This window comes from Desulfofundulus thermosubterraneus DSM 16057, assembly GCF_900142025.1.
Taxonomy (GTDB): Bacteria; Bacillota; Desulfotomaculia; order Desulfotomaculales; family Desulfovirgulaceae; genus Desulfofundulus; species Desulfofundulus thermosubterraneus.
Window position 1 is genome coordinate 1 of sequence record NZ_FQZM01000010.1, and the last position, 26,761, is coordinate 26,761.

A 26,761-nucleotide genomic window follows, 5' to 3' on the forward strand; every position below is an offset into this window, starting at 1 on the left:
AACCTCGCGCCGGCGCCTTGGGTTACGGTGGCCGATCGACATAATAGCGCTTTATCCGCCCCGCAGCCAGGAAGCAATGATCTGGGGTCGCGGGGCCGATCAAAGCGGAATTATGTCAACCGGCCCCGGAAACTCCTGCCACTTCGATGCGCTCCGGGCCGGGCATTGCGCTTGCAAGCCTTGTGGTTCACGGCCGGCTTTCAATTCACCGGCAAGCTCGTGCCCGGCCCTCCGCTGGCCACTTTGCCGTTGCTTCCGGGGCTTGAACGACCCCCCGGTACTATATATAGGTGAAAGGATGTTTCCAGGGGGGTTACCCGATTGGCCAATACACGGAAGTGGAGTCATCAAGCACTGATCTTGTCCTGATCATCATTGTCCGGTGGCTTGGAATATGCTATCGGGTTCCCGTCGGGGGCATCGTGGTGATGAGAATCCTCTGTTCTTTCCTGGAAACCTTTGAAATGTTACACGTGCTGAAATATAATAATTCTTATAGAAGGTTTTCGGTAATTGGTAATTTCCATAAGCTAGGAGGTTGATCTCTTATGCGCACTGCTGTGCTCAGTTTTTTGCTTCTTATAACTATCGTCTTGGCTGGTTGTTCTCGGGATACCGGTCAGGCCAATCACGGGCAACTCCCTGGAACACCTGATGGACAGGACCAGCGTTTTAAGATTATTTATGAGCATTCTGAAACTAAAAATTTGGGCGGTTTTACTGTTCTGCGGGATAATGCCACTGGCCACGAGTATCTGATCATTACAGGATTAAACGGTGCTCCTACCGTGGTTCCCCTGCAGAGGCCGGTGACAACGGATCAGCTCGGCGGCAAGACTACATCTTTAGAACCGGGTCTTTTAAGCACCGCCCGTTAAATACCTGATGTAATCGGTGTTATATACACTTCTGCCTTTATCCCTTGCCTTTACTTACTTTTAGATGGAAAAATTCCTCCATGGATCAGCCGGGCATCCGAGACATTAAAGAATATGTTGGGATCAAGCTTATTCAAGATGGATAACGCCCGCTGCAGGTCGCGCCGTTTAAGAAGTACGAACAAAACCGTCCTCTCGCCACACTGGCCCTGGCACTCCACGCTGGTAACACCAAATCCCTCCTGGCGCAACCTTTCGATAAACTGGGATGCCAGTTGTGGTGCCGGGAACACCTGTAGCGAGAGGTAACCCAGGGCAAGTCTGCCTTCGATAAGGCTGCCGATGTAATTCCCCGTTGCAAAACCGCCGGCATAAGCTACTACTTTAACGGGGTCGTTTAAACCCCCGGCCAATACTTGACTGAGAGCCAGTATGAACACGGAAACCTCAAGAAAACCAATTACAGCCGCCAGCAACCGTTTGTCCCGCATCAGCATCAATACTCTGATTACGTCCAGGGACATGTCTATTACCCGGGCAAAGAAAATAAACAGATAGCCTCCTATCATTGGTAACCAAGTTTCCAATCCTCTTCCCTCCATAAATATATCCGGCAATAAGCACTTTCGACGTTTTTTAACATGAGCTTTAGAACTTTTCTAGATCGAAACTTTAGACCGAGCTGCGCATAAGATGATTGTGTTTTTTTTCCTTGAGGGCATGGTATTCGGCAACTAGATTTAAAGCTGATTGGCGGGAAGAAAGCAATTGGGCGTTGTTTTTTGCCCGGACGGCTATTTTTTGTCGCAGGTCGTCATCTGTAATGAGCTCTTTTATTTTTGCTACAAAAAGGTCCTTATTTTCCGGTGTCAGAAAACCATCTTCTCCGTCTCTGACCATTTCACTTGTACCAAAAGCTTTAACAGCTACCACCGGAAGTCCTGCTGCCTTGGCTTCAGCCAGCACCAACCCCTGGGTTTCGGTTTTGGAGGCAAAAACAAAAAGATCGGCCCCCTGATAACAGTTAATTACTTCCGTTCTATTTAACGTGCCGGTAAATATTACTTGCTGGCCTATGCCAAGCTGGGCGGCCTGTCTTTTTAAATTGACCTCTTCCGGACCCCCACCCACCAGAACCAGTTTTAGATTGGAGTTCCCCCTGCTAAGTTCCGCAAAAGCGGATAACAGAAAACCAATGTTCTTTTCCTGCCCCAGCCGTCCCACAAAAAGCAGGATCTTTTCTTCCGGTTTAATTCCATGTTCCCGGCGTAACCAGTTTTTGTCCCCTTGTGTAAATTCCTCTAGATTGATGCCGGTGGGTATGACTTTTATTTTTGTACGCACCCCCATTTTTTTTAAATGTTCCTCAATAATGCCGGTGGGCGCAACCACTAAATCGCACCGGTTGCAGAAGTCCCGGCAAAAGCGTCTGGTCAGTTCCCGGGTAACGCCCTGGGCAAAGGGTACATAGTGGACATATTGATCGTAGAGAGTGTGAAAGGTAAAAACCAAAGGGATGCCCAGCTTATGGGCATAACGGGCCCCCACTCGCCCGAGCAAAAAGGGTGAATGAACATGGATTATATCAGGTTGCCATTGGTTGATGGTGGGTTTCAGGCGAAAGGAAAAGGGTACCGCCAGGGCAAAATCCCGGTTTGTTGGGGCCGGGACGGAAGGAAAACGAAAAACCCGCTTTTCCCTGGAGCAATTAGGGTAATTGGGGGCAAAGATATAGATGTCATGTCCCAGTTTGGTTAGCTCAGCGGTAAAAGTATCTATGGACCGTACCACACCGCTGGTATATGGACGGTAGCTATCGGTAAAAACGCCGATTTTCAAAAATCCCACGCCCCTTTTTTTGATGGTCTCCCTACTGCCATTATATTACCATTATATTGTTCTCGTTTAGGGGCTCCAAGTCCTTCAGTTGATAACTTATTGGGCGTCGATTACTTCCTCCCAGCGGTAATCGGCAGAAACAATGCGCCAACCTAGTGGAGTTTTATGTAAACTAAAATATCCTGTTCCCTTTTGGATTTGCCCGGTGACGAGATCAGTGTTCATCAGGGTTGCGCTTACCGTTGCCTTTTCTGATGTCCGGTACTCAAGGGAAACATCGGTAACGGCAGCCCGGCAATACCAATCGGTTGGCCGGGCGATAAAATCCCATGCCCGCTCACTTACCTCGGATAATAGGGGCTCGGCGTAGTACTTTCCCAGCTTTTCCTTTACTTCTTCCCTGTTTCGTGCTTGCCACCAGGAATCGTCCTCTACCGATCCTTTAATGATAGCATATATCTCATTCTGTTGGGTGGTGCTGGCGGCCAGGTGGCTCCCTTCTGCCAGCAGCAAAAAAAACAGGGCCGTAATGACAACGTGCCAAAGTTTCAATTTCTTTTCCCCTCCCCCTACGTACTTATTGGAATAGTATACGACTAGAAGGTAAATACATCCTTGTAAAAAATTGTTATAATGTGGGAGAAGGGAAATTTTTTTTACATTGGCCTGGGGACGTAAAAAAAGTTGCCCTAAAGGCAACTTATCCCTAAAGGTGATTTTTTGCGTTACAAACCCCGGGCATAATCCGGACGCAATGAAACCCTGGCCGGATCCCTTAAAGCTTCTTCCAGTATCCCGATAAGCTTCTCCCGGTCCCTCTTGAGCGTGCCCTTTAGGGGCAGATAGTTGGAAGCGTGATTACAGCGGAAGATGCAGTTATCCACTTCCAGCCCTTCCAGCAACCACTTTAGCTCTTGTAATGTTTCTTCCGGATTAAGCAGAAAAAACTTGCCCTCCTCCACCTGGCTGTAAAGGGGGGTGTTGGGTACCACGATCAAGGTAAGTGCAGCCAGATAGGTGGGGTTGATGGCGTTAATTACACTGGCGGTGGCCCGGGCATGTTCCCGGGAAAGTTCCCTCCCACCCAGGCCCGTAATCACCGTTACCGATAGCTCGAATCCGGCATCCAGGGCGCGCTGGCAGGCACATACCATCTCCGCGGCGTTGACCCCTTTGTGCATTCTTTTTAATACCAGGTCGCTGCCGCTTTCTACCCCCAGGTAGAGCAATCTCAGGCCCGCTTCCCGCAGTTCCCGCAGTTCTTCCGGTTCTTTTCTGAGGAGATCCAGGGGGCCGGCGTAACAGGAGACCCGTTCAAGCTCGGGAAAAGTTTGATAAAGGTACTGCAACAGCCTTAAGAGCTCCCGGGTATCCATGGCGAGGGCATTACCGTCGGCCAGAAAAATCCGCCGCACTCCAGACCAGAAACGGGCCGCTTCCTCGACGTCAGCTATGATTCCCGCCAGGGTTCGTGGACGGAATTTCTTACCCTTGTACATGCCGCAAAAGGCACAGGCATTATGGGAACAACCGAGGGTAACCTGTAAAATTAAACTGCTGGCTTCACTGGGTGGCCGGAAAAGGGGTGGTTCATATTGCATGCCTTCCCCCTCCTCCTGCTTATGGTCGGGATTTGTCATGCCTGGGGTTGGCCGCCACTTGTTTAATGGCGTTGGTAATGGCCGCGATTACCTGTGCCTTCCCGCCTATCTGGTCAAAATTTACTTTTGTATAAATCGTACCCTCATCGGACACTACGTAGTGAGGGGGCAATTGATTTAAAGCCAGAGCCATAATATCCTCCTGGCAGCGGATACAGGTACAGGTCCCGGGGTTGTTTTTGGCATATTCTTTTAATACCTCTGGTAAAAACCGCTGCACTACCACTTCAGTGTAGTTGTGGATCACAAAAAGGTCACTCCTTTCTCCTGCCTCCTATAAGCGCAAGGTAGCGATTAGCCGCTTGGGATGCAGCAACAGGTCCAGGCCCTGGCAGATGTCCGTGACAACCACGTCGGCTGCCACAAGGGCCTGTACCGAGGCACCTTCCGGTCCCAGAACAACGATCCCCAGGGCGGCGTTTTTAAGCATCAGGCTATCGTTGGTACCGTTGCCAATGGTTACTGTATGTTGTGTACCCAGTTTCTCAATAAATTTTAGCTTTTGGCTGCCCCCTTCTCCCGGCTCCAGGACGTGCACGAAGGCCTTAATATTACGGCAGGCCTTTTCCCCCGTTCCAAAGGTGTCGGCTGTAAGCACGTGGATCGCTAGTTTTTCGGCAAGGGTGTTTAGCCTTTCCTCTACTCCTGGTAGCAGGGTGCCGTCTTTGGCCATCGTGCCGTTAAAATCCAGAACAAGGTGTTGCAGTTGTAGCATCCCCCGCTCCGGTATTTTCACGGTAAGCAATTCTACCCCTCCCTTGTCGAAGGATAAGGTTTATCACATAACTTAGTCTCCCAGGCAAATTCCCAGTTGCCTTGCCGAGAGCAGCAGATCGCTGTCCAGGGGTACGGAGCGGATCTGACCCGTAGCTTCCGTCAGGGGTACGGCATCAATGGTGGTACCCCGGAGGCAGACCATGTGTCCGAAACGCCCCTCCATAACCAGCCGAACTGCCCCCGTGCCGTAGCGTGTGGCCAGAATGCGGTCAAAAGCCGTAGGGGAACCTCCCCTTTGTAGATGTCCCAGTATGGTGACCCTGGTTTCTTTTCCGGTGGCTTCCTCGACCTGTTGAGCCACTACATGGCCAATGCCACCCAAACGAATGGGATCAAAGCTGTCCTCCACCCTTTTTTGAACCACTAATTCTCCGTCCACTGGTTTGGCCCCTTCGGCCACCACGATGATGCTAAACTTTTTACCCTGTACTTCCCGCTGGTTGATCATTTCAATGACCTTCTCAATTCGGTAGGGAATTTCAGGAATCAAGATTACATCCGCCCCACCGGCCACCCCGGCGGCCAGAGCTATCCACCCGGCATAACGCCCCATTACCTCCAGAACCATAACCCGGTGGTGGGATTCTGCCGTGGTGTGTAACTTGTCCAGGGCTTCGGTGGCGGTAGTAAGGGCAGTATCAAAACCAAAAGTTTGATCTGTGGCCAGCAGATCGTTGTCGATGGTCTTAGGAACTCCAACCACAGATAATCCTTTGGCGTGTAGCTCTTTAGCAATGGCCAGGCTGCCATCTCCACCGATAACGATCAGGGCATCGACCCCGTGGATGCTGATATTTTCAAAAATACGATCGCTTACGTCTACAAAAACCTTTTTCCCGCCCTTAACCACTGGATAATGAAAGGGATTATCACGGTTGGTGGTACCGAGAATGGTTCCACCCCGGGGCAGGATACCGACTACATCCTTTTCCGTAAGCTCCCGGGCCTGGTTCTTAATCAATCCCCCAAAACCGTTTAAAAAGCCAATTACCGAAAGCCCATATTCCCTGATAGTTACTTTTACCACCGCCCTGATGACGGCGTTTAATCCGGGAGCATCGCCCCCGCCGGTTAATACACCAATGCGTTTAATTTTGGCTGGACCAGCCATGGTCAAACCTCCCCCCATACGTTTTAAGCAAAAGAGCATCACTCGCTTTTATCCCCACACTTTTCACTCATCCTGATTAACCCAATGATTCCCCGTAATGGTGCTGTGCTCCTCCAGGAATCGTTTTATGATAGCGTTTATTTTTCCTGGCCGTTCCAGCATTATCATGTGGCCGGTCCCGTGAATAATCTCTAATTCGGCCCTGGGCAGCTTCTGTTTTAGATACTGGCCGTACTTTAGCGGCGTGAGCAGGTCCTGATCGGCGGCAATGACCAGGGCGGGGACATCGATAAAAGGCAGGACACCCATCAAGTCAAAACCGTTACAGGCCGTAAAGTCTGCCAGGTATACTGAGGGTGGAACGGATTCCATTTCCCTGCGGGCAGCTTCCAGCAGAGCAGGGGGCGCGTTTTTGCCGTAAGCCAGTTGGATCAGCTCCGCATAGTGTTCCCCCCTTTGGAAGGTCTCCAGCAAAGCCGGTAGCACTCGCAGGCGAGCACCAGTTCCAATCAAGACCATCCCGGCCAGTTTCTCTGGATAACAGCGGGCAAAATCCAGGGTGATTGCTCCTCCCATAGAATGTCCGGCCAGGAAAAATGGATGACCAATTAGCCTTTCCGCAAAAGCATAAACAAATTGGCGGTAAGCGGCAATAGCATCGGATGCTTTTCCCTGCGACTGGCCGTGGCCGGGTAGATCCACGGCCAGCACCAGGTAGTCTTCTTTTAAACCGTTGAGTTGGTAAAGCCAGTGGCAGTGACTTCCCCCTGCTCCGTGGATAAAAAGGATGGTTTGCCTTGGTTCCTTGTTTTTGGGCATCCCAGCGAAATAATGATAATTGAGCCCTTCAAGGGTTATAAAAGGCATCAGGAAACCCTCCATGAAAAAATTACCGGCGTTAGTACCGGTAAAAGATCAAACACTTTAAGGTAGACTGCTACTGCTAAAATTCAGTGATGCCCATGGGCGTCGCAGCTATGGGTTGGCTTCTCTTCCACATCCTCATATTTTTTCCACATGATGGTGAATGCAGAGCCAATCACCAGCATCACCAGCGTAGTGAAAAACCCGAAGACAACCCCCTGCCACCATTGTTCGAAAAACATTTTCCCCCTCCTCTTTACCCCGGGTCCTTTTTGACGGTACGTTATTTCCGGGGTTTCTTATTATTCCTTTGTTCGTGCAGTTAATTCGTTTAAAACACGTTTTAACTGTTGCAAAGATTCGCCATAACCTGCCCAGTCTCCGCCTCTGAGCCTTTCCATGGCCTGATCGTAAAGCCTGCTGGCCTCCCGTGCCAATTCAGCCACTGACTGGTCACCGGTGGCTGGTTGCGCTCCCGGTATGGCTTGGCCCGTTTCCCCTTTGCCATCGGAGAAGATGCGCTTTAGGGCCTCCTCTAAGGTTGGTTCCATGACCACCTGGTCGCCGTGGACTACAATTACCCGGCGCAGTTCGGGCATTTTGCTTTGTTCTGCCTGCAGGTACAACGGCTCCACGTACAACAGGGAGTCCTTGACCGGTATCACCAGAAGGTTACCCCGGAAGACTCGGGAACCCCGCTGGTCCCACAGGGAGAGTTGCTGCGAGATGGTGGTATCCTGGTTAATGCGCGCTTCAATTTGCATGGGGCCGTACACCAGTTCCTGTTTGGGGAACTCGTATACCAGCAAGCGGCCGTAATTGGGGCCGTCCGACCTGCCTGCCAGCCAGGCCACCATATTCTTTTTATTTTGGGGAATAAAGGGCAGGATCTGTATATATTCGGGCTCTTTTTCCCCGGGCAGCCTGGTGATAATGTAATAGGCCTCCATAAGCTCTTCCTTGTCTTCAACTATCTCGGTGGGCCTATCCCATTTATCTTCTTTATTGTAAAAGATCCGGTAGTCCTCCATGTGATAAATAGCATATTTTTGTGCCTGGTTCATAAAGAGGTCCTCTGGATAACGGATGTGAGCCCTCAGGGCTTCAGGCATTTCGGCAAGGGGCCGGAAGACACCCGGGAATATTTTACTGTAGGTTTGGATTATGGGATCATCCTTGTCAGCAATATAAAAATCAACGCTTCCATCGTAGGCATCGACCACTACCTTCACTGCATTGCGGATGTAGTTCAGCCGGTGGTTGTAGGGTTCTGCATAAGGGAACATGTTGGTGGTTGTATAGGCATCCCACATCCAGTACAGCTTGCCGTTGGCCAGAACAATATAGGGGTCTCTGTCGTAGGTCAGGAAAGGTACCAGCTTGGGTACGCGTTCGTAGATATTGCGGTAATAAAGCATCTGGCTTTCATTGGTGATGTCTCCGGAAAGAAGCAACCGGTAGTCCCCGAAAGAGATGGCAAATAGCAGCCGCCGCACCAGGGAGCCAACTTTGACGCCTTTATTCCCCTGGTAAGTACTCCAGGCATTTTCATCTCCCTTGGGGTAATCAAATTCGGGGCTCTTGGTATTGACGATTACATAATTATCCGTGACCTCACCAAAATAAATTTCCGGGCGTTCGATTTTAAGGTCCGTATGGGTGGTGGGAGGAATATCTTTGATAAGGAAGCGTGGTAAGCCTTCCCTGGTTACCTCATTGACCGGGCTCATGACAATACCGTACCCATGGGTATATTTTAGGTGCAGGTTTACCCAGGTTTGCGCCTGGGGGGGCAACTGGCTTTGATTTAATTCCCTTGCTGCCACCATCACCTGGCGGTAACGTCCATCAATGATGTAGCGGTCAATATCAATATTTTTCAGCTGGTAATAGAGACGCATTTCCTGCAGCTGGCTGTAAGTTTGCTGCAGGGGGCGGTAATCCCAAAGCCGGATGTTGTTAATGGTATCCTGGTTATTCTTCAGATCTTGCGCGGTTAACTCCCGGCCGGCAGGAAAGGACTTTCTTTCGATACTATCCAGTTTATAGGCTAGGCGGGTGAATTTAATCGCATTTTCAATATAAGGTTTTTCCCGGTTCATCTCGTTGGGAACGACAATAAATTTTTGGACCGCGGCGGGATAAATACTTCCCAGGACTATAGAGCCAACGACTAGAAAACCGATCGTATAAAGAACGAGCCGGAAGCGAGAAAGGAAGATATTCACTAGAATAATCCCCGTACAGGCCAGGGCCAGGACAAACAGGACTTTATAAGCCGGCAGGTTAGCGTGAATATCGGTGTAGCCGGGGCCATAGACTACTCCTCGTTCGGAATAAAGTAACATATATTGATCCAGGCGATATCCCCAGGCCCGCAGGAGGAAGAATGCCGCCGCCAGGCACGACAGGTGATATTTGGCCTGTTCAAAACGAAAAATGCTTTTCCAGCCGTTTTGACCGGTGCCGCCAATCAGGGCGTAGATGCCGCTTACGGCCAGCAAGCTGAGCACACTGATCCACAATAAAAGCCGGTAGATAAAGTGGTAAAAGGGCAACTGAAATACGTAAAAACCTACATCACGATGAAAAATGGGATCTTTCAGATTAAAGGGGGTGCTGTGCAGAAACTGCTGGACTATCATCCAATTATCGGTTACGGCCAGCGCGGTCAGAAATGCCGGAATAAAGCTTAAAATGGCCATGATCGCGGTTAATTTCTTTGATTGGACATACCTGCTCCAGGGAGGCTGGTAAAGGGTGACTATGTCGCCATCGCTGATCGGCCTGGTTTCGGCTGCCTTACTCAGCGGGCCGCGGGTAAATAGCAGGTTGATAAAAAAGACCAGGAAGACCGTTAGCCCGGCAACCAGCCCTACGGCCCACTGCGAAAGCAGAATAGTTAAAAAGACTTTCTCAAAGTTTAAGGATTTAAACCACAGCCAGTCAGTATAAAAGCCCGCCCCCCAGTATATCAGGGCCAGGATAATCAAGAGACCTAAAATTAGCAATGTTTTAGAAAATCTTAAAGCTATCCCCAACACTAATCCTCCCCCTGTTACGATGCCAGAAGCGTCCCTTGCTCCGAAGTGTCCTGGGTGCTACTTGAAAAATTACATGGGCTTGGGAATTTTTTGCGCCTCATCTGCTTCGTGGCGTAATTTTGCTTCACACAACTGACAAATCAAAATGGACTTTTTAGGTTGCAGATCCTCATCCTCGTAATCATCGTATGAATCCGGGTTAAACTCTTCAACTTCTACCAAACGACCGCACATGATACACCGTGCCCCCACCGGGTAACACCTCCCCGACATATTTCTCTTACACATATTTATTCGCCGCCATATGGTGTTTTCCTCCCTCATTTTATTAGCGATGTTAATGATTAAAGCCCGCCGGCAAATCGGCAGGCCTTGCTTCGCAAAAGTAAAGTGTTGTTCTATTCAAAGTATGTTTTTAATTCCCGGGCCATTTCTTCAGGTACATGTAATGTCCACGGTTCATCGTGGAGCACCTGAAGATGGCTGAAGTCACTTCCCACCAGGGGATAAATGGTGTAACGTCCCACGATCCGGGCAGTGATCCAGAAACCCCGGTCCTCTTGCTGGGCAGTATAGAGGGCTGCGTTAAAACTGGCGATGTTAATATCATCGTAATAACGAATAACCTTGAGCAGACCCTCAGCCAGGTCTTGTAAATCCTGGTTCTCCACCTCTGCGATAGTTGTTTTATGGGGTAGGATGGCCGTAACGTCACACAGGGCCCGGGGGGCAAAGGTAGCCAACCAGTGGATGTTTCCCACCTGGCCCAGATAACGTTCTCCCTTTTCCTGCTCATACTCCAGAAGATCCGCCCAGAAGTTTCGGCCGTTTTTCTCCAGGTAAGTCCTTCCATGATCAATCATTTCCGCATCGTAGCGGCAGGGCTGCGGCCCGCATAAAACCTGTAAGTGGGGATGAATTATAGAACCGCCCGAATAAGGCATGTAATTCCAGTTCACAGAACCGTACCGGGCCTGCTCAGAATCGTAAGCTTCGACTAATTTAAGAAAATCCAGTGCCGCCCGGAAGCTATCAACGATAATACCGGGAGTTAGTGCGGTCATGGACAGGTAATGCTCCGGTCCCATTACCGTCACCCCGGCGTAAATCTCGTAAGGTGCCAGGTTTGGCACTACCACTGCCTGACCGTACTTCAAACGGCCCCCGGGTACTATATTCTCGGGAAAACGGGGCGTGGCCTTTTCAAGGTTTTCGGGGCAAAAGGGGCAAAACTTCTGCCGTGATTCCTCCACAAAAGGCGTCCAATCGTGGCGGGGTAATTTGCGGTTGCGCAAAGGCAGAATACGCACCCTCTGGCCGGTTAAGGGATCAAACCGTATCTCGCTGGGGGTGCTGGTTAAGGCAAACCCCTGGAAGGGGTTATGAAATTGTGTTTCGTTTACTATTTTCCGCAGCTCAATACCCATGCATAAGCCCGTGCGATTTATCCCCGGCGCTAAATGAAAGTCTTTTTTGCATTAACCTGTCCGGGATAATCTGGTCGCTCCGGGGCATTCCCCCCTTTCGCAAAAGTTTTCAGGTTTCTTTCATTTTAGCAACAACCACCAGTCTTGTCATCCCGTATTTCGCGGGTTAATATATTAATGCCTCCCCGGGATCAGAGTTACGGCATCCCGTCCAGGCAACAACACCTTTTATTTTAAAATGGTCCTTGACGGTCTGATGAAAATATTTTATAATAACACTGCTACAACAGTTTGTTTGGAGGGGAGTAGCTCAATTGGTAGAGCAACGGTCTCCAAAACCGTAGGTTGCGGGTTCGAGTCCTGTCTCCCCTGCCAGCCAATAAAACAGCGGCCTTCCAAAGAGGAAGGCTTTTTTAGCGTAAACTTTTTTGAGGAAAAAGTAAGGCAGGAGGTTTGCTCCTGCCTATTTTTCTGCCTCCGCTGCCGCCTTGGCCTTTTTGATGATTTCTTCGGCTAAGCGGGCGGGAACCTCTTCGTAGCTATAGAATTTCATGCGGAAGGAACCTCTCCCCTGGGTCATGGATTTCAGGTCGATGGCGTAGCGGTACATTTCCGCCAGGGGCACCAGAGCCTTTACCCGGGAATTCTTTCCGGCCGCTTCCATGCCCAAAATGCGTCCCCGCTTGGTGTTGAAGTCGCTAATGACGTCGCCCATGAAGTTTTCGGGGACGGTGACTTCCACTTCCATGATTGGTTCAAGCAGTACCGGCTTGGCCTGTTGCTGTCCCTTCTTAAAGGCCATGGAAGCGGCAATTTTGAAGGCCAGTTCCGAGGAGTCTACCGGATGGAAGGAACCGTCGTAGAGTACCACTTTTACGCCGGTTACCGGGTAACCGGCCAGCACGCCCTCCTGCATGGCTTCCCGTACGCCCTTTTCCACTGCTGGGATGTATTGCTTGGGTACCGCTCCGCCAAAAATCTCCTCGGTAAATTCAAAGGGCGCATCGGCCAGGGGCTCCAAGCGCAGCCATACGTGACCATATTGACCGCGGCCGCCGGTTTGCTTCTTGTGCTTGCCCTCCACCTTTACTTCGGCGCGGATGGTTTCCCGGTAGGGTACTTTCGGGGAATCCATGTTTACATCCACGCCGTATTTGCGCTTTAACCTTTCGAGGAGTATGTCCAGGTGCAGCTCTCCCATACCAGTGAGCAGGGTCTGCTTTGTTTCCGTGTTTTTCTCCACCCGGACGGTGGGATCTTCTTCCAGTAACTTGGACAGGGCATCGCCCAGTTTATCTTCGTCCCCTTTACTCTTGGGCTGGATGGCAACCGTGAGGGTTGGTTCGGGGAAGTTAATTCCCTCCAGCTTGACGGGGTGATCCTTGTCACACAGCGTGTCGCCCGTACTGGTGTCTTGCAGTTTGACCAGCACGGCGATGTCGCCCGTGGGCACCTCGGTGGTAGGAGTGGAGTTTTTGCCCCGTACATAGAGGATCTGTCCAATCTTTTCCTGCTTTTCTTTGGTGCTGTTGAGCACGACGGTGTCGCTCTTCAGTGTTCCGGTAAAAATGCGGATAAAGTTCATTTTGCCCACGTAGGGGTCGGCCAGGGTCTTAAAGACCAGGCTGGAGAAGGGAACTCCTTCCTCCACCGGCGGAGCGGGACAGTTTTTCACCAGGAAATCCATGAGGCTGGTCACACCTATGTTTTTCGTGGCCGAGCCGCACAAGATGGGAACTACCTTGCCTGCAATGACCCCCTTTTGCAGGCCCTGTTTAATTTCCTCGCTGCTTAATTCTTCCCCTTCCAGGTACTTCATCATCAGCTCGTCGTCGGCTTCCACCGCTGCCTCGATTAACTTTTCCCGGTATGAAGGAATTTCCGAGGCCAGATTATCGGGAACGGCCACTTCCTTGGCTTTCCCATTTTCAAAGGAATAGGCCTTTTGTTCCACCAGGTCTACAATTCCGACAAAATCATTGGCTTGGCCGATAGGCAGTTGCATAGGGGCAAAGTTGGCTTTAAACTTGGCCTGAAGATCATCCAGCACTTTGTAGAAATTGGCGTTTTCCCGGTCCATCTTGTTAATGAAAACTACCCGGGATTGATTGCCCTGCTCTATCAGATCCCAGATAACTTCAGTCTGTACCTGTACTCCGTCAACGGCGGAGACCACAAATAGCGCCGTTTCCACCACTCGTACTACACCATACACTTCCCCGATAAAGTCCGAGTATCCAGGGGTATCTAAAAGGTTCAACTTGCAATTTTGCCATTCGCAAGGTACCAGGCTGGTATGAATGGTTACCTGACGATTGATTTCCTCGGGATGGTAATCGGCGGTGGTGGTGCCATCTTCTACCCGGCCCAGTCGGGTAATGGCCCCGGTATTAAAAAGCATTGCCTCTACTAAAGAGGTCTTGCCGGCGCCGCCGTGGGCTACCACGCCAATGTTACGGATTTGAGAAGTCTGGTAGTTTTTCAAAATCCCGTTACCTCCTTTTTTTGTAAATAATGGTTTCCCCCAGGTCTGTATTATATACTCTATGGTAGCCAGAACTGGGCATATCTGGATTAGACAACAAAAAACAGCCCCATCACGGGTGCCCTTTAGTGCAACGCCTTTTTGCTCTTATACGTTACTTAAACTCCTGTTATTCTACGCCAAGCTCACAAAATCCTTTGGAAATAAGAAAATTTTTTCGGCATACATTCCAGCGGGCTTGACAAGGTTGGCCACATAGGTATTCGGGTACGAACATACATATAGCAAGAGGTGGCAGAACATGTCCCGGCAATCCTTTGTCTATGGCGCCTTTATCCTCCTGTTGGCCAGCCTTTGCAACCGTCTGATCGGGTTTGTCTATCAGATTTTGATGATCCGGCTGATCCGCCCCGAGGGGGTTGGCCTTTTTAACATGGTCTACCCCATATACGTCCTGGTGCTGGTTCTGGCCACCGCCGGTATTCCGGTGGCTATTGCTAAACTGATGGCCGAGGAGGTGGCCCGGGGCAACCTGGGGGGAGCTTACCGGGTTTTCTCCATCGCCTTTTGGTGGATTATGGCTAGCAGTCTATTCTTTACCCTGGTGCTCATTCTGGGTGCACCCCTGTTGCAACAGTACGTCTTCCCTAACCCGAAAGTGTACTACTGTTTTCTTAGTTTGGTGCCGGGAATCATTATCGTATCCCTCTGCTCGGCTTTTCGAGGATTTTTTCAGGGGCTCCAGCAAATGACTCCTACGGCTGTAACCCAGGTGGTGGAACAGCTGGTCCGCGTGACTGCCGGCTTGGGTATTGCCTGGTTTATGCTCCCCCGGGGAATCGAGTATGCGGCCATGGGCATTTCCCTGGGGGTGGTGCTGGGGGAATTTATCGGTTTTTTGTCCATGCTGGCCATTTATTTCAAAAAACGCCCTTACTTTTCACCTCTTGTCGCTTATTGTCCGGAACCGGCACTGAGAATTACAGGGCGGATCTTCGATCTGGCCGTTCCCGTAACCCTGACCCGTTTTGTTTCCACCGCCTTTTTATCGGTGGACGCCATGTTGATTCCCCGGCGTCTCCAAGTGGCAGGAATGACCTTAAATGAGGCTACCGGGGTTTACGGTCAATTTGTTGGGATTGCTGAATCCCTCCTGTTTACTCCCAGTATTGTGACTATTTCTTTAGCCACGGCTCTGGTTCCGGCCATAAGTGATGCTCTGGCGCAAAACGACCTTTCCTTGGTACGTGGCCGGACGGAAGAAGCTTTGCGCCTGACCATGCTGGCCGGATTACCCGCCACCGCGGTCTTTTTCCTTTTGCCAAGGGAGTTATGTCAGGCCATTTTCGGCTATGCCGACGCCGGCGTGGCTCTGGGGACCCTGGCTCTGGGAGGGCCGTTTCTTTACCTGCAGCAGACCACCACGGGGATCCTGCAGGGATTGGGCCGTGCCGAAAGGCCATTGAGCAACCTGATTATTGCCGCCGCCTTTAAAGTGGCCGGCATTTACTACCTTACAGCCATTCCCGCCCTGGGGATCAGGGGTACTGCCCTCTCCCTGTGCGCCGCCTATATGATTATGTCCCTGTTGAATTACCGGGACTTAAAGAAAATCATCGCTCTTAAGGTAGATTTTGGTTATTGCCTGGGTAAACCGCTGGTGGCTACCGCGGGCATGACGGTGGTTATGTGGTATGCCCGTAACTTTATGCTGGGCTCCGATGATCTATCCCGTGCCGGCCTTTTGGTTGTGCTTTTCCTGGGGGGTGTGACCTATTTGCTTTTGTTGTTTCTATCCGGTGGGGTGCACAGCCATGATTTGCGACGCCTGGCCTCGTTCCTGGGCTTGCGCCGTTAAAAAGTAAAGGTTATCTCCCCCCACTGCTGGCGAAGAATTTGCAATGATTGGTAGTCGGTCAGGTCAAGCTGGATGGGCGTAATGGAGATAAAATTTTGTTTTATGGCCTGCACGTCCGTATCATCGCCGTTTTCTTCCAGGTCCAGCGGTTCTCCGGCCATCCAGTAATAAATGCGCCCGCGGGGATCAGTACGTTTATGAAAGATATTCACATACCGCCGGTTGCCTAGGCGGGTAAAGCGTATGCCCCGGGGCTTAGCCGCCGGTACATTAATATTTAATAATGTCCCGCGGGGCAGGCCCTTTTGCATAGCCAGGTTAACCACCTTCCGGGCTACTTCCGCGGCCGAGGTAAAATCATGGCTGCCATAGCTGGTTAAGGAAATGGCCAGGGCTGGAAAACCATTGATAATTCCTTCGATGGCTGCGGAAACCGTTCCGGAGTAAAGGACATCGGTGCCCAAATTAGGTCCCTGGTTAATGCCGGCGACCACCACGGCCGGGGGATTGGGTAGTAGATCTTCCACGGCCAGCTTAACACAATCGGCCGGTGTTCCATCCACGGCCCAAGCCATGGCCTTAATGCCAGGAATACTAACCGTTTCCAGGCGCAGGGGGCGGTGAACGGTAATCCCGTGGCCGGTAGCGCTGCGTTCCCGGTCCGGGGCCACGATATAAAGATCGCCAAGTTCCTGCAGGCTCTCGGCCAGGGCTTTTAAACCGGGGGCGTGGATGCCGTCATCATTGCTGAGCAAAACAATCATGGTACCCTCCGCTTATATTTCATAAATTGAAATAATCATTTTGCCCTTCTCGGGATCTTTGGTTAAACCAAACATTATTTTTTTATGCTTTAGGTTTTTATTTAGGAAATCAATTACCTTGTACATTTCCGGATAGGGAGCAAAGCTTTTGGTGGCTATTAACTCCAGCTTGCCTTCTTTTTCCCTCATTGGTTTTGACCTCCAAATGCATTGGTTAGCTAGTCCTTAATGAGGGCCAGGGCTTCCGCCCTTGTGGCCTCGCTTCTTTGAAAAGAACCACGGACTGCCGAGGTAATGGTTTTCGAGCCAGGCTTACGGATTCCCCGCAGAGTCATGCACATGTGTTCCGCCTCAATTACCACCAGCACACCTTGGGGATTTAGCCGGCGCATAATGCTGTCGGCAATCTGGGTGGTTAGGCGCTCTTGTAATTGAGGGCGTTTGGCAAATCCCTCCACCACCCGTGCCAGCTTGGAAAGCCCCGTTACTTTACCCCGCCTGGGTATATAGGCTACATGGGCCTTGCCAAAGAAGGGTAACAGGTGATGCTCACACATAGAATATATGGGGATGTCTTTCACTAGGATCATTTCTTCATGTTCCTCGGTAAATATTTTTTCCAAGTGTAATTCCGGATCTTCCCATAAACCACAAAAGATTTCTTTGTACATTCTGGCTACCCGGGCCGGCGTTTCCCTTAATCCCTCCCGGTCAGGGTCCTCGCCGATGGCTTCTAAAATCATGCGTACCGCTTTTTCAATCTTTTCGGTATCAATCATTACCTCTCCCTCCTAACATTACAAGTGACCCAAAAATTTATGCGTCTGGGGGATGACCCTGACGTCGGTTAGTTTTTCCAGAGCCCGGGATTGCCAGGTGATTGCTTTTTCCGGGTTTAACCTGGTTTTACCTTCAGGGGTTGTCACCGGCTGGATCACCAGGGGGATATCCCCCACGTTGCAGATCAAGTCCAAGGCCCTTTCTATTTCTTCCGGTTTGCTGTCTTCATCCACTACCAGCTTCACGAATACATGTTTCCCGCGGGCCAGCTTTAAAAATGCCCTGTGTTCCTGCCAGCAGGGGTTTATGTTGGCAGTTCCCGGTAATTTGATATCCATGGCGATAATGTCCACCAGGGGAAGTATCCTTTCCAAGCTATCCGGTAAAGTGCCGTTGGTTTCCAGATAAATACCCTGCCTGGTTCCCTTAAGAAGGGGAATGAGCTCCAAAAGAAAGGATGTGTGGAGTAGCGGCTCTCCCCCCGTCAGACTGATGGAGTGATGGGCGGCCGGCTCTAGTTTCCTGATCATCAAGGCTACCTCTTGGGCAGTGAGGGGGTTGGGCAACAGAAGAAATTCTCGGCTGCCCGGCCGGGCTTCCCATCGGCAGTACTGGGGTATACCGCGGGGCGTGTCGCAATAGCTGCAGGCCAGGTTACAGCCGGCAAAGCGCAAAAAAATTTGCCGGCAACCCACCCAGATACCCTCGCCCTGGATGGAGGAGAAAATTTCCACCAGGGGGGCAACCGGGGGGGACACCCTAACCCACCCCCCTTACTTTACATCTGGAGCGTTGCACGCTCTGCATTTCGTCTGCGTAGGCCCGGCCAATTTCCCCGGCCAGCTTCGGGATTTGTGCCACCGACCAGCCCAGTTCCACCAAGCCGGCTGCCGGTACCGGTGTATTTTTCGCCGTTATATTTAAGGCCGTATGGATCATGGTGGATACGGGTGTGGTAGTGGCAATGGAAATAGAAAGTTTACGGTCCTGGTAATATAAATCATCTCCGGATCGTTGCAGCCCGTACCCCTTTTGCTCCAGTATTTCCCTGATGATGGCTGCCAGGAGGCGCTGTCGCAGGACTGCTCTTTCTAAATCGTGATCAAAGTGTTCCACAATGAAATGCAACATATCATCGCCGTAAATGGGTGATTGTGCCCGTACATCCTCCAGATCAACCATGTGCTCGAATTGAACGCGGCAGGGCCCCCTGAAGGCCACAATGCTGTCCCCTAACAGGCCAAAGGAGCGGTAGGCCCAAAGGGATGAAAGTTGTGTACCGTCGTACAGGATGGTCTGGGGGGCAAAATAAACGTGCATGGATTTCACCTCCGAACCCAATCCTCAAGCCCTGCGGCAGCCATGGCCCGGCAGAGTCGCCGGCAACTTTCACAGCGCCCGCACATGGTCTCTCCACCATAGTAGCAGCTCCAGATCAGGTGCCACGGTACTCCCAGGCGTTGCCCCAGGCGCACTATTTCCGCTTTATTTAGTCTGGCGGTGTAGCTGACCACGCGCACACCGCTGGCCGTGGAATAGGCCAGGGAGCTGTTGATGGCCTCTAAAAAATCAAAGCTGTTATCAGGAAAAGTAGCCGCTTCTTCCCGGTTAAAACCGGTTACTACCTGCTCACAGCCCAGAGCTTCCGCAAAGCACGCGGCAATATTAATGAATAGGCCGTTGCGATTGGGTACCCATACTGCGGCCGCCGTAGCTGTAGCCTGTTGGGGGTCGTCTAAAAATTCTTCCGCAGGTTCCGGTATGGTTTCCTTCCTATTCACCAGGGAGGTAGTGGTAACCTCACCCAGGAAGGGCAACTGGATTACCCGGTGGGCTAGTTTATAATAGGCAGCCAGGGCGCTGGCTGCCGCAATTTCCCTTGCAGCTGCCCGCTGGCCGTAATCCATGGTCAGGCAGAGCTCTACCTCGCCTTCGCGTAAGGCCTGGGCCATGGAAACGGTGGAATCCAGGCCACCGGAAAGCAAAACGATACTTTTCACGGTCTGATATCCTCCCGGTAGCTGGCACAGACATCGGGGGATTCCCAAACCCGTACCTCGCCCATGGTCAAATCGGAGGGTAGCAGCGACTTCAGTTTATAATAAATGTATCTAGCAAGGTTTTCCGCGGTGGGGTTAAAATTAGGCTCACTAAACGGGTGCAAATCATTTAAATAGCTATGATCCAGTTCTCCTACGATCTGGCCTACCAGTTCCTTTAAAGCTCGAAAGTCAATGAGCATGCCACAAGAGTCCAGTTTCTCTCCCCCCACCGAGACCTCTATGGTCCAGGTGTGTCCGTGTAGTCGGGCACATTGACCCTGGTAATTGACCAGGCGGTGGGCGGCTGCAAAGCGCTTAATTACTGTTAACCGGTACATATGTTTAATTCCTCCACCGAGTAGTATAACTCAACCACCTGGATTTTAACTATTTCGCCACCCTTCCCGAACGTCCTTCTAGTTCCGACGGGACGACGACAAAAAAGAAACGCAGCAGCGAAAACAAAGACGGCGGTCATCCCCGGACGATGCAGGAAAGCCGCCGTAACAGCAAAGGAAGTTATATTTAATTATATTCAACTGCCTGCAAATTTTTTGCTCGACAGGCTCAAAGCCCGGTTGTAACATTCCACGGCTTCCGAGGTGCGACCCATCTCGTTTAGCACGTTTCCCCGCATACCCCATGTTTCTAGACAGCCGGGTTTTCTGGCCAGTATCTGGTCACATATGGCTATGGCTTCGTCATAGCGTTTCAACTTTACCAGACATGCAGCCTTGTTCAGAAGGATCGTTTGGTTATCCGGATCCACGGCCAGAGCCCGGTCGTAGAACTGGAGGGCTTCCCCGTGCCTGCCCATTTCATCCAGGCACAAGGCATAGTTGTTCAAGGTTGTGGTGTCATTGGAACTACAACGGAGGGCGTTTTCATAACAGGAAAGGGCTTTTTGATATAACTGGGCCCGGTGGTAGCAGGAGGCTAGATTTGACAGGATAGCCGCATCTCCAGGACACATTTCTTTGGCCAGTTCATAACAGGCAATGGCCTCCTCATATCGCCCCAAATGGGACAGGCTGTATCCTTTGTTGTTCATTATTTCTACGTTATTCAATCCCCCGGCCTGCGCCCGCTGGTAATATTCCAGGGCCTCTTCGTGCCGACCCAGCTTGCTGGCCGCCAGCCCCATATTCAGGTATAGTTCAGGACTGGCTCCCTGACAAAGCTGAACCTGCCGGAACACGGCCAGAGCCTGTTCGGCCCTCCCTATTTCCAGTAGTTGCACGCCTATTTCATCCAGAGGCGGTGTGTCGGGGTGTCTCTGGAAAATATCTCCAAACCGGCCTAAAAAACGGGGCAGGGAATTCTTTCTCTCTTTAACGGGAGGAGCAGGATTTTTCTCCTTTTCTTCCAGGGAGTAAGTACCGGTCTTTTGTATCAACCGGGAGGCATTAAAAGCCCGTTGGTTGGTCCGTTTAAGCCAGTACAAGAGGCTGGTTTTACCCTGTTCACCGGCTACTTTTTTCCAGTGAAGGATTGCCCGGTCCAGGCGGCCCCGTTTCAGGCACAGCCTGGTTGCATGCAGGTGGAGCGTTGCTTGTCTGGGTTCAAGCCGCATGGCCCGATCAATCCAGCGCAGGGCCTGTTCGTCGGCCCCCAGGGCTTCCAGGATGCGGGCCCCTACTTGCCACAAAACGGCCAAGGTACTCTGGCGCTTCAGTGCAGGTAGTGGGTTCCACATCTGAATCGCTCCTTCTTCCGATATCTGTTAAATCCCATTTCTTTCTGGCCCCTGGTTTTTCCTGCTAATAATTGTAACTTTATTCCATCAAATATTCTCTTCTTACGACAGGATGTTCAAACAGAAAAACCGGAGGTGGCAATATGTTACCTCCGGCTACTGGCAAAATTAAAGTTATGTAAGCACCTGATAACCCGCCCTTTCAACTGCCCTGGCCAGTTCCTCCATGGTTACCTTGGGATTGTGGGTAACTGTGGCCCTTTTGTTATCCAGATCAACTAAAACGTTCCTTACTCCGTCAATTTGCTTTAAAGCCCTTTCCACTGCAGCCTTGCAATGGTTGCAGGACATCCCTTCAATTTTTAGCCATGTCGTTTGTATCGTCAAAGGATTTTACACCCCCTTCCTTTACCAGATAGCCGTTTTTATATTATCCCCCGGATTGTATTCGTATAAGAACAGGAACAGCCGGTGATATATAAAATCGGTGTAAATATTCAGTGAACCCGGTTGGATGCGGCCCAGCACTCACCCAAATATGACTCTACTCCCGGTGTTTCAGGTTTAATTGACACATCAGGTTTTGGGAAGAGCTAGTATCCCGGTGAGTGCTGGGTCCCCGCTCACTCCAGTGCTCCGCGTAAGATGCGCACCGCGGCTCGCTTCGGGCCGCCCAGCATTCACTGAAAAAGCCATACGGGGAAAAACATGCAGCTCACTATCTTTTATAGCAGGCTTAGAAAGAGCACCACTGCCAGTGAGTGCTGGGTTCACCGGGTGCTGTTACCGGCGCTTCGCAAGTCGTTCGCTCCGGACAGCGCCGCATCCTCGTCATAACGGTTTTATTGAATATTTACAAATCGGTACTATGCGTCGGCACTTAAGGATTGAGACGACGGGAAACGACCGCTTTTTTAAAGGAGGAAAAAGTGGTGACGGAAAAGAAAAAAAAGCAACCTTTTGCTAAAGGCGATGCCATTATCCCGGAGGCTACCGGTTCGGCCACTATGGTTAACCTCGATGGCCAGTGGGAACACGATTTTGTTGATGATCCCACCCCGCCCCACCCTCCTGGTTCTTCCGAAGGAAAGCCTGCAGAAAGGGCGGGTGATACGTTAGGCATAAAAAGGCCCAGTACGGGCGTCTGACCTAAAGCCCAGCGGCGCTGGGATGCTTTGGCTCATGTCTGTTTGAGCGTACCGGAAAACCGCCGCAACCGGAATTCTGTTCCCAGCTTGCGGGCAATTTCCCGGCACTTTTCCACGTCCACGCCCGGCCATTCCACAACCGAAAGGACCACCTTGGGAATTTGTCCAACACAACAGCGGGCAAAATCTAATACGGCCTGGTAGGCTTTCTCCCCGTATATGGGCCGGCAAATTTCTAGGTAGCGGTCGGCCGACTGCGCGTTTAAGCTGATACAAATGGCATCTACCAGGTCTTTTAATTCCAGGACCACGTTTCTTTGATACACTAGATTCGCCTGCCCGTTAGTGTTAATTCTGATTTGTGCCCCCCTTTTTTTTAGCTGCTCTGCTACCTCCCTGACTACTTCCAAACGCATTAGCGGTTCCCCATAACCACAAAAAACTATTTCCCGGTAGCAGGTGGGGTCTTGCACGGCGGCAAGCACCTCTTCCGGGGATGGTTCCTGTTTGAGCCAGAGATCATAGCCAACACCCTCGGAGGTGCGGCGGATGCAAAAGAGGCAGTTGTTTGTACACCGGTTGGTGATATTGAGATATAAATTTTGCCCCAGTGGATAAGCCACAATTTGTCCTGCCATTTTTCCTCTCCCGGCCAAAATTAGTCATATTATCCACGGTCACCTACTATAGATGAAAAATAAAAAAACGGAGGTGATCAACCTTGCTTAACCAGGAAACTCCCGGTTCCTTTAGCCTCTGGGAAGTATTGCGGGGGACTCTTTTAGGACTGGCAGTATCCTTTCTGGGCAGCGCTTTAATAGGTGCGGGTTATTATTTTACCAGCCTCGCTGAAAGTAGCCTGCCCTGGTTTGCCGCAGGTCTATTTTTCTTCAGTGTGGTGGTGGGAGCCTGCTCCGCTGCGAGCCGGGCTGGGAATCGGGGTTTGTTTCACGGTTTGGGGGTGGCCGTATTATTTTTCCTCGTTTCCTGGCTGCTTGCTACCACCGTACTCCCCTCCCAGGTCATACCCGTTTCCCTGCTCCAAAAATTGATCTTGTCCCTCGTGGCTGGCGCCCTGGGGGGCATACTGGGGGTAGGCTTCGGCGATCAAGGTTGACTCTTTTAAGTTCTACGGGATTATGGCGAAATCCTTTTTTAGCGCAGCAACAGGATTATGCCCAGCAATATCCCTCCCGCACTTAAAAGAAACAGCCCCACATAAATGCGCCAACGTGACGTCTTTGTCATCCTGATCACCCCGGGAAAAAGACCTGCAATATTATATGTGGTGAAAAAGACACCGGTCTTTGAAAGACGGTGTCTTTTCATTCTTCCGAAGACTGCCACTCAATACCTTGAGCGGCACCTCACCCCCGTTCTTGCAGGGAGCTGGACGACCGCCCGCCCTTAGCCACGGGGTTTTTACAGTAAAGGGCTAATTTTCCCCGGTGTACCAGGCCATTGGCTGCCCGCTTTGAAGAGGCCATTTCGTTGGCTGTTTAGGGGCTGGGGCCTTGTTAGCGCATGTTAAAATTCCGGTGGTAACTGTTTTAACTGACTCAAATAAAATACGGGCCCGTCCAGGCACACGTACTTGCTGCCGATGTTGCAACGGCCGCATTTGCCAATGCCGCACTTCATCTTCAGTTCCAGGGTTGTGATCACCTGGTCGTCGGAAAAACCCATCTTTTCCAGGGCCTGCAGCACGAACTTGATCATGATGGGCGGGCCACAGGTAATGGCATACTTGTTTTCCGGGGAGGGATTGATTTCCTCAAGGTAGGCCGGGACAAACCCTACATGCCCCTCCCAGCCAGGCTCGGCCCGGTCAATGGTGGTGTAGACGGTAGTGCCCGGCATTTGGGGCCAGCGATCCAGGATGTCGTATTTAAAACAAAGGTCGTCCATAGACCGGGCACCGTAGATAATATCTATCTTTCCGTAGTCTCCTCTGTTTTCCTCGGCCAGCACGAAATCAATTAGTGCTCTCAGGGGAGCCAGGCCAATACCACCGCCAATAAACAAAAGATCCTTGCCCTTCATTACCTCGTACGGAAAGTGGTTGCCGTAAGGACCGCGGATACCCACCTTGGTACCCGGTTCCAGGCAATGCAGGGCACTGGTCAGCATGCCCACCTTTTTCACGCTAAACTCCAGGATGCCCTTCCTGGTGGGTGAGGAAGTAATGGAAATGGTAGCCTCCCCCACACCAAACACTGAAAGCTGAGCCACCTGGCCCGGTTTTTGCCGGAAACTTTCCATTACTGCCGGGTCATCGAACACCATCTGGAAGGTTTTCACGTCCGGGGTTTCATCGATAATTTTCACGATGGTGGCTGGATAGGGCTTTAAAGGGTTGTGACGGCAATTACTCATGCCGGGCCACCTCCTGCAGGTCGGCAATGATCTGGCGGATGTCAATATTTACCGGACACCTGGTGACGCAACGGCCACAACCAACACATCCGTCCAGGTTGTAGCGGTCCCGGTGGTATTTCAGTTTGTGCAGAAAACGGTTGCGTACCCGTTCCTTTTGGGTGGGCCGGGGGTTGTGTCCGCCGGCCATACGGGTAAAGTGGCTGAACATGCAGGAATCCCAGCAGCGCGAGCGCACTCCCGACTCCCCATCCGGGCTCTGGTCGAAGATGTCAAAGCAGTGACAGGTCGGGCATATATAGGTGCAGATGCCGCACCCCAGGCAGCGGCGGGCAAGCTCACCCCAGTAAGGTAATTCAAAGTGTTGATCCAGGAATTCTTTTAGGCCGGTAGTGTCCACATTACGGGTAAAGTGCCCCGCTAATTTTTTACCCAGTTCCTCGCGAGCCGGAATTACCCGGTTTTCCCGGTCAGCGTCAAAGTACTGTTGGTACCTATTGACCAGTTTCTCTCCCCGAGGGGTTAGCACCTCGATGCCGTAACCACCGTCTATCTCTGTTAATAAAAGGTCGGCTCCCCCCCCGTCGGTGGGACCTCCTCCCATGGAAGTACAAAAGCAGTCACGTTCCACCCGGGTACAGGATAGACCCACCAGAATGGTATCCTGGCGGCGCTTCTGGTAATAGCAGTCCTGGTAGGCACCATTAAAAACCGGATCTAGAGCCAGGATCCCTTTAATGTCGCAGGGGCGAAGGCCAAACAGTACGGCCGGTCCGGGAGTTTGCGCGTCCGCGAGGGTAATCTGATCACCGCCGGTGGAAAAGAAAAACATTTCTTCCGTTTGGGGGAAAAGCCAGCCCTTTGGGGATACCGTGCTATTGGTATAACCCAGGTTTATCTCAGCAAAGCCACTTACGGGTTTAAATAAAGAAACGCTCTCTTCTTCCCTGACGGGAGCGATCAAGGTGTAATCCCTGGCCAGGGCATCGAGCCAGGCCCCTAAATTATCCCTGGTAATGGTGTATGCTTTCATCGGGCGTCACCCTCTACATAAATTCATCGGGATCGGATTTGGTAAATGCCCCTAAGGGCGGCAGTTCCTCCAGACTGGTACCCGGAGTGGGGACGTTGAACAGGTCCTTCATGTCCTTCAATATCTTCCGGTTGAGGAGCGAAAGGGGTATATTTACCGGGCATACCCGCTCGCACTCACCACAATCCACGCATCGTCCGGCCACGTGAAAGGCCCGGATGAGATGAAAAGCAGTATTCTCCGGGAGGTTATTGGCTTTGGCCACCCAGCAGGGTTCCGCCTGGTCAAAGACACATTCCCGGCAGGTGCAAGCCGGGCAAACATTGCGGCAGGCATAACACCGCAGGCACCGGCTGAACTGCTTATCCCAGTATGCGCTTCTTTCTTCTACCGGGAGTTCTTCCAGCGTTTTTACTGCGACAAAGGGATCCCCCGGATCGTTAGGCGGTATTTCTTCCCCGAGCATAAAATCGGCAATTACCGGGGTGTGTTGTTCGCAGTCCCGGCACTTCTTGAGCAGGGCCTCGTCCCGGGTAAAAGTGAAAGTTCCCTCCCCTGTCTGCAAAGAAAAGTCTTGCTTACTGACGGCTGCAACCGTAATTTGTGCTCCCGGGTCAAGGCGGGCCGCCACCAGATCCGGGTTGATCAGGCCCGGGCAGGGTATGCCCAGGATGATCACCTTTTCCCGGGTGATCTGGTTATCCTGCAGCAGGCGAATGATGGCCCTGGAATCACAGCCCTTGACTACCACCGCCACTTTCCCCGGTTCATGACGGTAATCCAGCAGGTATTTAGCCAGATTATTGATACAGAGGGGATTCCAGACCAGCCGGTCCACCTCATCTTCCCGGCTGATGAAGGCGGGAACTACCCGGCTTACTTCACTGCCCAGGGCATAACCGATCACCAGGCTGGCCTCCCCATTGGCTAACAATTTCCGGGCTGTCTCCCTCAAATTTTCTTGGATTTTCATTAGTT

Annotated in this window: 30 protein-coding genes and 1 tRNA gene; 5 read left to right on the forward strand and 26 right to left on the reverse strand. The window is 51.4% G+C overall.

What is annotated here, in order from left to right; all coding sequences use genetic code 11:
- The first annotated feature begins 548 nt into the window (after positions 1-548).
- On the forward strand, positions 549-878 hold the full coding sequence (locus tag BUA65_RS04425) for a hypothetical protein (protein WP_072867557.1): 330 nt from the start codon (positions 549-551) through the stop codon (positions 876-878).
- A 50-nt stretch (positions 879-928) separates the two neighbouring features.
- Here BUA65_RS04425 and BUA65_RS04430 read toward each other — a convergent pair whose 3' ends face one another.
- From BUA65_RS04430 to BUA65_RS04480, 12 genes are all read right to left on the reverse strand, one after another.
- Complete coding sequence (locus tag BUA65_RS04430; RefSeq protein WP_084062063.1) at positions 929-1,465, reverse strand: DUF2179 domain-containing protein; 537 nt, start codon at positions 1,463-1,465, stop codon at positions 929-931.
- A gap of 85 nt (positions 1,466-1,550) precedes the next feature.
- Positions 1,551-2,726, reverse strand: a complete 1,176-nt coding sequence (locus BUA65_RS04435) for a glycosyltransferase family 4 protein (protein WP_439328931.1) — start codon at positions 2,724-2,726, stop codon at positions 1,551-1,553.
- Between the two features lie 87 nt (positions 2,727-2,813).
- Positions 2,814-3,269 carry a hypothetical protein gene (locus BUA65_RS04440; RefSeq protein WP_072867560.1) on the reverse strand — a complete coding sequence of 152 codons (456 nt, stop codon included), beginning with the start codon at positions 3,267-3,269 and terminating at the stop codon, positions 2,814-2,816.
- 173 nt (positions 3,270-3,442) lie between these two features.
- Entirely contained in the window at positions 3,443-4,318 is an 876-nt protein-coding gene (locus BUA65_RS04445; RefSeq protein ID WP_072867561.1) for a radical SAM protein, read from the reverse strand.
- A 19-nt stretch (positions 4,319-4,337) separates the two neighbouring features.
- A complete protein-coding gene (locus BUA65_RS04450; protein ID WP_072867562.1) occupies positions 4,338-4,625 on the reverse strand; it encodes a late competence development ComFB family protein in 288 nt (95 codons plus the stop codon).
- A 27-nt stretch (positions 4,626-4,652) separates the two neighbouring features.
- Positions 4,653-5,114 (reverse strand): HAD family hydrolase, encoded by a 462-nt coding sequence (locus BUA65_RS04455; protein WP_341349606.1) that lies wholly within the window; start codon positions 5,112-5,114, stop codon positions 4,653-4,655.
- 51 nt (positions 5,115-5,165) lie between these two features.
- A complete protein-coding gene (locus BUA65_RS04460; RefSeq protein WP_072867564.1) occupies positions 5,166-6,266 on the reverse strand; it encodes a 6-phosphofructokinase in 1,101 nt (366 codons plus the stop codon).
- Between the two features lie 63 nt (positions 6,267-6,329).
- Positions 6,330-7,133, reverse strand: coding sequence for an alpha/beta fold hydrolase (locus BUA65_RS04465; RefSeq protein ID WP_072867565.1), 804 nt, complete (start codon positions 7,131-7,133; stop codon positions 6,330-6,332).
- Between the two features lie 83 nt (positions 7,134-7,216).
- Positions 7,217-7,372 carry a hypothetical protein gene (locus BUA65_RS18160; RefSeq protein WP_165613189.1) on the reverse strand — a complete coding sequence of 52 codons (156 nt, stop codon included), beginning with the start codon at positions 7,370-7,372 and terminating at the stop codon, positions 7,217-7,219.
- 60 nt (positions 7,373-7,432) lie between these two features.
- On the reverse strand, positions 7,433-10,171 hold the full coding sequence (locus BUA65_RS04470) for a UPF0182 family membrane protein (RefSeq protein ID WP_072867566.1): 2,739 nt from the start codon (positions 10,169-10,171) through the stop codon (positions 7,433-7,435).
- 72 nt (positions 10,172-10,243) lie between these two features.
- A complete protein-coding gene (locus tag BUA65_RS04475) occupies positions 10,244-10,426 on the reverse strand; it encodes a hypothetical protein (protein ID WP_207543852.1) in 183 nt (60 codons plus the stop codon).
- 146 nt (positions 10,427-10,572) lie between these two features.
- The gene (locus BUA65_RS04480; RefSeq protein ID WP_072867567.1) at positions 10,573-11,601 is read right to left on the reverse strand and encodes a hypothetical protein; all 1,029 of its coding nucleotides are present in this window, start codon (positions 11,599-11,601) and stop codon (positions 10,573-10,575) included.
- A 299-nt stretch (positions 11,602-11,900) separates the two neighbouring features.
- On the opposite strand from BUA65_RS04480, the gene BUA65_RS04485 reads away from it, so the two are divergent.
- Positions 11,901-11,976, forward strand: a tRNA-Trp gene (locus tag BUA65_RS04485).
- A gap of 88 nt (positions 11,977-12,064) precedes the next feature.
- Here BUA65_RS04485 and fusA read toward each other — a convergent pair.
- Positions 12,065-14,086 (reverse strand): elongation factor G, encoded by a 2,022-nt coding sequence (fusA, locus tag BUA65_RS04490; RefSeq protein ID WP_072867568.1) that lies wholly within the window; start codon positions 14,084-14,086, stop codon positions 12,065-12,067.
- A gap of 301 nt (positions 14,087-14,387) precedes the next feature.
- Here fusA and spoVB point away from each other — a divergent pair, with 301 nt between their 5' ends.
- The gene (gene spoVB, locus BUA65_RS04495; RefSeq protein WP_072867569.1) at positions 14,388-15,944 is read left to right on the forward strand and encodes a stage V sporulation protein B; all 1,557 of its coding nucleotides are present in this window, start codon (positions 14,388-14,390) and stop codon (positions 15,942-15,944) included.
- Here the strand turns inward: spoVB and surE are convergent.
- The 9 genes from surE to BUA65_RS04540 form a co-directional block, all read right to left on the reverse strand.
- Complete coding sequence (gene surE, locus BUA65_RS04500; protein ID WP_072867570.1) at positions 15,941-16,708, reverse strand: 5'/3'-nucleotidase SurE; 768 nt, start codon at positions 16,706-16,708, stop codon at positions 15,941-15,943. The two genes, spoVB and surE, sit on opposite strands and share 4 nt — an antisense overlap.
- Before the next feature lie 12 nt (positions 16,709-16,720).
- Positions 16,721-16,897, reverse strand: a complete 177-nt coding sequence (locus tag BUA65_RS04505) for a YpmA family protein (RefSeq protein ID WP_072867571.1) — start codon at positions 16,895-16,897, stop codon at positions 16,721-16,723.
- A gap of 29 nt (positions 16,898-16,926) precedes the next feature.
- Positions 16,927-17,487 (reverse strand): GTP cyclohydrolase I FolE, encoded by a 561-nt coding sequence (gene folE / locus BUA65_RS04510; protein ID WP_013822517.1) that lies wholly within the window; start codon positions 17,485-17,487, stop codon positions 16,927-16,929.
- 18 nt (positions 17,488-17,505) lie between these two features.
- Positions 17,506-18,246 carry a 7-carboxy-7-deazaguanine synthase QueE gene (locus BUA65_RS04515; RefSeq protein WP_072867572.1) on the reverse strand — a complete coding sequence of 247 codons (741 nt, stop codon included), beginning with the start codon at positions 18,244-18,246 and terminating at the stop codon, positions 17,506-17,508.
- A 1-nt stretch (position 18,247) separates the two neighbouring features.
- Entirely contained in the window at positions 18,248-18,808 is a 561-nt protein-coding gene (locus tag BUA65_RS04520) for a DUF366 family protein (RefSeq protein WP_072867573.1), read from the reverse strand.
- 5 nt (positions 18,809-18,813) lie between these two features.
- Positions 18,814-19,488, reverse strand: a complete 675-nt coding sequence (gene queC / locus BUA65_RS04525; protein WP_072867574.1) for a 7-cyano-7-deazaguanine synthase QueC — start codon at positions 19,486-19,488, stop codon at positions 18,814-18,816.
- Positions 19,485-19,868: a 6-carboxytetrahydropterin synthase QueD gene (gene queD, locus BUA65_RS04530; RefSeq protein WP_072867575.1), complete on the reverse strand. Its 384-nt coding sequence runs from the start codon at positions 19,866-19,868 to the stop codon at positions 19,485-19,487. Before queD ends, queC begins: the two co-directional genes overlap by 4 nt.
- A 197-nt stretch (positions 19,869-20,065) precedes the next feature.
- Complete coding sequence (locus BUA65_RS04535) at positions 20,066-21,226, reverse strand: tetratricopeptide repeat protein (RefSeq protein WP_072867576.1); 1,161 nt, start codon at positions 21,224-21,226, stop codon at positions 20,066-20,068.
- A 174-nt stretch (positions 21,227-21,400) separates the two neighbouring features.
- Positions 21,401-21,613 (reverse strand): heavy-metal-associated domain-containing protein, encoded by a 213-nt coding sequence (locus BUA65_RS04540; RefSeq protein WP_207543853.1) that lies wholly within the window; start codon positions 21,611-21,613, stop codon positions 21,401-21,403.
- A 545-nt stretch (positions 21,614-22,158) separates the two neighbouring features.
- Between BUA65_RS04540 and BUA65_RS18510 the strand changes: the two genes are divergently transcribed.
- A complete protein-coding gene (locus tag BUA65_RS18510) occupies positions 22,159-22,374 on the forward strand; it encodes a hypothetical protein (RefSeq protein ID WP_072867577.1) in 216 nt (71 codons plus the stop codon).
- Between the two features lie 32 nt (positions 22,375-22,406).
- Here the strand turns inward: BUA65_RS18510 and BUA65_RS04550 are convergent, their stop codons facing one another.
- Positions 22,407-22,997, reverse strand: a complete 591-nt coding sequence (locus BUA65_RS04550) for a TatD family nuclease-associated radical SAM protein (protein WP_242656230.1) — start codon at positions 22,995-22,997, stop codon at positions 22,407-22,409.
- Positions 22,998-23,095: 98 nt separating this feature from the next.
- On the opposite strand from BUA65_RS04550, the gene BUA65_RS04555 reads away from it, so the two are divergent.
- A complete protein-coding gene (locus tag BUA65_RS04555; protein ID WP_072867579.1) occupies positions 23,096-23,491 on the forward strand; it encodes a TIGR04086 family membrane protein in 396 nt (131 codons plus the stop codon).
- A gap of 410 nt (positions 23,492-23,901) precedes the next feature.
- Here BUA65_RS04555 and BUA65_RS04560 read toward each other — a convergent pair whose 3' ends face one another.
- Genes BUA65_RS04560 through BUA65_RS04570 form a run of 3 tightly spaced genes read right to left on the reverse strand, consistent with a single transcriptional unit; the run spans position 23,902 to position 26,756 of the window.
- Positions 23,902-24,750, reverse strand: a complete 849-nt coding sequence (locus BUA65_RS04560; RefSeq protein ID WP_072867580.1) for an FAD/NAD(P)-binding protein — start codon at positions 24,748-24,750, stop codon at positions 23,902-23,904.
- Positions 24,743-25,783, reverse strand: a complete 1,041-nt coding sequence (locus tag BUA65_RS04565) for a 4Fe-4S dicluster domain-containing protein (protein WP_072867581.1) — start codon at positions 25,781-25,783, stop codon at positions 24,743-24,745. The genes BUA65_RS04560 and BUA65_RS04565 overlap by 8 nt, the downstream gene beginning before the upstream one ends.
- A 13-nt stretch (positions 25,784-25,796) precedes the next feature.
- On the reverse strand, positions 25,797-26,756 hold the full coding sequence (locus BUA65_RS04570; RefSeq protein ID WP_242656231.1) for a Coenzyme F420 hydrogenase/dehydrogenase, beta subunit C-terminal domain: 960 nt from the start codon (positions 26,754-26,756) through the stop codon (positions 25,797-25,799).
- Between the last annotated feature and the right edge of the window lie 5 nt (positions 26,757-26,761).

Bases quoted from the DNA above. Each gene is read 5' to 3' on its own strand.
- BUA65_RS04570 (WP_242656231.1), bottom strand. From the start codon at position 26,756: ATGAAAATCCAAGAAAATTTGAGGGAGACAGCCCGGAAATTGTTAGCC.
- BUA65_RS04560 (WP_072867580.1), bottom strand. From the start codon at position 24,750: ATGAGTAATTGCCGTCACAACCCTTTAAAGCCCTATCCAGCCACCATC.
- BUA65_RS04445 (WP_072867561.1), bottom strand. From the start codon at position 4,318: ATGCAATATGAACCACCCCTTTTCCGGCCACCCAGTGAAGCCAGCAGT.
- folE (WP_013822517.1), bottom strand. From the start codon at position 17,487: ATGATTGATACCGAAAAGATTGAAAAAGCGGTACGCATGATTTTAGAA.
- BUA65_RS04480 (WP_072867567.1), bottom strand. From the start codon at position 11,601: ATGGGTATTGAGCTGCGGAAAATAGTAAACGAAACACAATTTCATAAC.
- BUA65_RS04425 (WP_072867557.1), top strand. From the start codon at position 549: ATGCGCACTGCTGTGCTCAGTTTTTTGCTTCTTATAACTATCGTCTTG.
- BUA65_RS04565 (WP_072867581.1), bottom strand. From the start codon at position 25,783: ATGAAAGCATACACCATTACCAGGGATAATTTAGGGGCCTGGCTCGAT.
- BUA65_RS18160 (WP_165613189.1), bottom strand. From the start codon at position 7,372: ATGTTTTTCGAACAATGGTGGCAGGGGGTTGTCTTCGGGTTTTTCACT.
- queD (WP_072867575.1), bottom strand. From the start codon at position 19,868: ATGTACCGGTTAACAGTAATTAAGCGCTTTGCAGCCGCCCACCGCCTG.
- BUA65_RS04465 (WP_072867565.1), bottom strand. From the start codon at position 7,133: ATGCCTTTTATAACCCTTGAAGGGCTCAATTATCATTATTTCGCTGGG.
- BUA65_RS04505 (WP_072867571.1), bottom strand. From the start codon at position 16,897: ATGAGGGAAAAAGAAGGCAAGCTGGAGTTAATAGCCACCAAAAGCTTT.
- spoVB (WP_072867569.1), top strand. From the start codon at position 14,388: ATGTCCCGGCAATCCTTTGTCTATGGCGCCTTTATCCTCCTGTTGGCC.
- BUA65_RS04520 (WP_072867573.1), bottom strand. From the start codon at position 18,808: ATGCACGTTTATTTTGCCCCCCAGACCATCCTGTACGACGGTACACAA.
- BUA65_RS04460 (WP_072867564.1), bottom strand. From the start codon at position 6,266: ATGGCTGGTCCAGCCAAAATTAAACGCATTGGTGTATTAACCGGCGGG.
- surE (WP_072867570.1), bottom strand. From the start codon at position 16,708: ATGATTGTTTTGCTCAGCAATGATGACGGCATCCACGCCCCCGGTTTA.
- BUA65_RS04535 (WP_072867576.1), bottom strand. From the start codon at position 21,226: ATGTGGAACCCACTACCTGCACTGAAGCGCCAGAGTACCTTGGCCGTT.